This window comes from Aquiflexum sp., assembly GCF_041751335.1.
In the GTDB taxonomy this organism is placed as follows: Bacteria; Bacteroidota; Bacteroidia; order Cytophagales; family Cyclobacteriaceae; genus Aquiflexum.
Genome location: NZ_JBGSXS010000293.1, coordinates 1 through 4,561, shown reverse-complemented (window position 1 = coordinate 4,561; position 4,561 = coordinate 1). Strand labels below are relative to the sequence as shown.

Below are 4,561 nucleotides of genomic sequence, written 5' to 3'. Positions count from 1 at the left end.
TCTCGTGGAAATAGATGTAACCTGCATCCCTTGCAAATAAATACAGCCTTCCATCAATAACTTTCAATTTGGAAGGAGTACCCTCGACATCCTGACTGCTCGTGACTGCATCAGTGGATAAGGAAATGACCTGGAGTTTTTTAGCTGCAGCACAAGCGACATAAAGATAATTCCCCGCCACAATCAACCCTTCCGGTTGGCTTGGGACCGGGATTTTTTTGGAAACAATTCCACCATTAAGCCCATTGACCACGGCGACATAAGACTCCGGACTATTGAAGTTCCCATCATAGGGTCCCCAATCACTGATATATAATTTTTGGTTGGCTACAGCAATGGACCTACTGATATTCAAGTCAGCATCCACAGCCCCCAAACTGGAAAAATCCTTGGGATCTACTACCTCAACCTTCCCGGTATTGGCTACCAAATACATTCTTCCTTCTGCTTCTGCCAAATCCTGAATCAGGCCGGCAAATGGCCTTCCGTTTTTTGATTCGAAAATATCATTCTTGATTTCTCCTGAGGCCGGGTCATAATGGTAAATTTCACCGTCATTGGCACCAAAGGCTCCTTCATTGATGATCAAAACCCCTTTTTCAAATTCCCCAAATGGAATCTCCGGACCATCATCAGTACAGGAAACTGCAAATAAAGCTAAAGCCCAAAAAGCTGAAAGTTGTCTTAATTTTTTCATAGTGTAATATTTAAATTGACTTGATAATTTCTTCCGGGCATGGCCCTTAGCCGCAAAACCTGATAATCTGTATTAAATAGGTTATTGATTTGAGCCCCAAAATTTCCTGAAATTTTTCCTCCTAGTGTCCATCGGTAATTTACTCCTATATCCCAAAGCTGATAAGGTTTGAGTTTGCCGGCATTGTCTGTTGCTACAAAGCGCTCGCCGACTCTTTGCGTATTCAAAAAGGAACTGAAGACACCCTTCTCAATCGAAAACATGGATTGGAACTTATGTTCGGGTGTATATGGCAATTGCTTTCCCATACTCCTGTCATTTTCAGAAGTATTGGTTTGGTTAATAGCACGGTTCCATGCATAATTTCCTGAAAGTCCAAGTTTCCATTCTCCAAACTGTTGGGTGACATCGAGAAAGTACTCTAGGCCTGAATTATTGACTTTGCGGATATTCTGTGGGCTCCAAAATGAACCATTGGGCAGCCAAATGATCCAGTTGTCCACGCTCATCCTGAAATGGGTGATTTGCTGTTCAAAATTAAAATTGTTTTTGACAAATACATGCTTCAAGCCAATTTCCCCACTCCAACTCTTTTCAGATTCCAGATCGGGATTCCCTCCCGGTTCCCAAAATCGATCATTCAAAGTGGGGACTTTGAAGCTTCTAGCAAATGCTGTTTTAAACTGTATAGATTGGACTTTACTTTTCCAAATACTCCACTCCCCACCAATGCTTGGTGTGAATGGTGCCCAATTGCCTTCATAAACCAATTGCCTGAGATTCATGGAAAAAGACAGCTTTTCGTTGGGTTGAAAATTGATGGATTGATAGAGTTCCAGTCGGGAATCAGTTGCATCATAAGTGCTGAGATTCCCTATAATATAGGTGTACCTTATTCCGCTTTTTGAATTCCACTTTGGATGGATTTCCCAATCCAGATCAGTGGCAATGAAATATTGGGTGGTTTTATAGATGGAATTGATATTGAAAATCAGCTCATCACGGACTAGACCTGTCTTTGCATTCCAGATCTTATTTTTTCCAAAATGAAAATAGTCCAAAACCCATCTTAGGTTTTGGTCCTGTTGGGTATCATTGGTATTTGAACCGATAACAGGCTGTACCTGTCTGTCGGTTTTGTTCCACCAAATCGCGCTGCTGAACTGGTTTTTGGAGTTTAAATTCCAGGCCAAATCCTGCATGACACCCCATTGTTCAACTAGAGCATTTTCCTGTTTTTCTATGGGAGTTCCTATTTTTGAAAGGTTCCGGAAGGGAAAATCATTCCGGGAAAAGTTTCTGTAAAACCTGCTTCTTGAAGAGAATTTCTTATTTGAAAAGCAATACTGCACCTGTTGGTTCCATCTGCCAAAACTACCGAACAAAGAAGCAACCTGCACCTGATGTCCACTACCGAACTTTGGTTTGTTATTCAAATGTATGGCTCCACCAATCGCATCAGTTCCGTACAAAGCTCCCCCACTTCCAAAATGAACCGCTACCTGATCAAAGCCTCCCACTGGCAAAATAGAAAAATCCGTCTGTCCAAGTGAAGGACTGTTGATGGGCAATCCATTCCAAAAAACGGCATTGTGCCCAGCAGAAGTGCCACGCATGGTCAATGATGCCAACATTCCCGGACCGTATTGTCTGAGGAAAAGACCTGTTCTTTGCTGTAGGTATTCAGACAGGGCAAGGCCTTGAAAGGATTCCAAGTCTTTCTCGGTGATAGTCTGCACCTGCTGGCCAAATGTATATTTATCCAATGAAGCTTTAAAAACCTCCACTTCGGGAAGCTGAACGGTGTCCGATTCCGTCAATGACTTCGGTAAGGATTTCATCTCATTTTCAAAATAAAAAATAGGTGAAATGTAATCCTCTTTCATAACAGGATTTACATCTACCTTCCAAATGAAAAGAGACAATAAACTATAAATGATCAATAGGTACAATGCCTTCTGAATTAAATAATGTCCAAAACATATTTAATCCAAAGCCATAACGTGAAATAAATTGAGATAAAATTTAAACATTCAAGTTGATGAATTTCCTCAAAATGATTGAAGATCATAATCAAATAATTCCTGTTTGTTTTTATGTCCATCCCAGCCTTTCACCCGAAAGCTTTGAATACTGAGGAAAAAGGCAGGTCTCCTGGCTTCCCTGAATTTACCGGCCTTCTCACCCCGATCCCGATAGCTATAGGGAGGAGCAATGGCATTTGAAGAGGGTAAATTACTATCCCGAAGTGTTTCGGGATGGGGTTACAGTTGCGGGGACAGCTCCGGATTTTGACCGGATTCCCTTTTAATCCCGAGTGCCTGATATAGGTTCGGGAACCGCTTTCCGCTGCAAACATAGGAAGGAAAAATTAAGAATTCACATAAACTATTGATTTTGTTTAAGCAATATGGCTTTTGTCTGAACATCATTGGTTCATCCTTTCTATATTTGAGGCATTAGCCTCACACGTCTTTATCCATGCCAAAATATTCTTCCCTAATTGTTCTGCTGTTTTTTAGTCTAATCATTTCTGCCTGTGAACCCCCAATCTCAGGCAATTTGTCTGAGCTACAGGAAATCCCCAACCAATATGCAAAAGGGTTTGCTGTTTTTCAGGGAGAAGGATTTAAGGTCATTGAAGTCAAACAGGCATTTCCCGGTGAACATGAGCCTTTCAGATATTTGGTGTTGGAAAAGGCAGATTTGGAAATGGACAAATCAGGTTTTGCTGCGGTAATATACTTGCCCATTTCCAAAATCGTTATGACCTCCACTACGCACATTCCCCATTTGGACTATCTTGGGGTTTCAGGTTTTCTGGCAGGTTTTCCTAACCTCGATTTGATTTCTTCCATTGCAACAAGGACTTTGATTGATGCAGGCAAAGTGATGGATTTAGGTTCAGGTGCCCAGGCAAATATCGAAAAGATTATTGATCTCGAACCAGATTGGGTGATGATTTCAACCTTGGGAGATGACCTCAAAAACTTGGAGATATTGAAAGAGGCCAAAATTCCAGCGTTTCTCAATGGAGAATATGTAGAGCAACATCCTTTAGGCCGTGCAGAATGGATTAAATTTACAGGAGCATTATTGGGAAAATTCGAAGAAGCAAAAAAAGTGTTCAAAGACATTGAAGCCAATTACCTTGAAGCCGAAAAGCTGATTTCAGGAAGTAAATTTGACAAACCAAAAGTCATGGCAGGCGTCATGTACAAAGATATCTGGTATGTCCCGGGCAGTGATTCCTGGGGAGCAAGGTTGCTGGAAACCGCTGGAGGAGATTATCTTTTCAAGGAGCAAAAAGGAACAGGAAGTGTGCAGTTAAGTTATGAATATGTGCTGGAAAATGCGCAGGAAGCAGATTTCTGGTTAGGGGCTTCCGACTTTAAAAGTTTGGCGGACATGAAAAATGCCGATCCCAGATATGCTCATTTCCATGCTTTTCAAAATGGGAATGTTTTTACCTATACTTCAAAAAAAGGCCCGACCGGTGGAATAGAGTATTTTGAGTTGGGATATTTAAGGCCTGATCTGATTTTACAGGATCTGATCAAAATCCTGTATCCGGAGCTTTTGCCGGAATATTCGCTATATTTTTACGGCCAACTGAATGAAAAATAAATCCCCAAATACCATCTTGTTTGCCAGCGGATTGCTCCTATGCATTCTGGTGTTTTGGGTTAATTTATCCATTGGCTCGGTGGCTATTCCAGTTGGGGAGGTAATTGGTAGATTCTTCGGACAAGATTTTTCCAAAAGCTCTTGGGAAACCATCGTCATAGGATATCGGCTCCCAAAAGCATTTACTGCGATTTTGGCGGGAATCACTTTATCCATCAGTGGACTTCAGATGCAGAC

At 41.5% G+C, this 4,561-nt stretch carries 4 protein-coding genes and 1 riboswitch; of the genes, 2 read left to right on the top strand and 2 right to left on the bottom strand.

Annotated features, from left to right (window positions below; translation table 11 throughout):
• Window positions 1-697, bottom strand: a 697-nt coding sequence (locus ACEW8U_RS16375; RefSeq protein WP_373523129.1) for a YncE family protein, incomplete at its 3' end; no start/stop codon positions are given.
• Window positions 694-2,583, bottom strand: a complete 1,890-nt coding sequence (locus ACEW8U_RS16370) for a TonB-dependent receptor (protein WP_373523128.1) — start codon at window positions 2,581-2,583, stop codon at window positions 694-696. The genes ACEW8U_RS16375 and ACEW8U_RS16370, both read right to left, overlap by 4 nt.
• Window positions 2,584-2,823: 240 nt before the next feature.
• Window positions 2,824-3,056, bottom strand: a riboswitch (cobalamin riboswitch).
• A gap of 203 nt (window positions 3,057-3,259) precedes the next feature.
• Between ACEW8U_RS16370 and ACEW8U_RS16365 the strand changes: the two genes are divergently transcribed.
• Together ACEW8U_RS16365 and ACEW8U_RS16360 are read left to right on the top strand one after the other, a co-directional pair.
• The gene (locus tag ACEW8U_RS16365) at window positions 3,260-4,324 is read left to right on the top strand and encodes an ABC transporter substrate-binding protein (RefSeq protein WP_373523127.1); all 1,065 of its coding nucleotides are present in this window, start codon (window positions 3,260-3,262) and stop codon (window positions 4,322-4,324) included.
• Window positions 4,314-4,561 (top strand): iron chelate uptake ABC transporter family permease subunit (locus ACEW8U_RS16360; protein WP_373523126.1); only part of this gene is annotated, 248 nt, incomplete at its 3' end. The genes ACEW8U_RS16365 and ACEW8U_RS16360, both read left to right, overlap by 11 nt.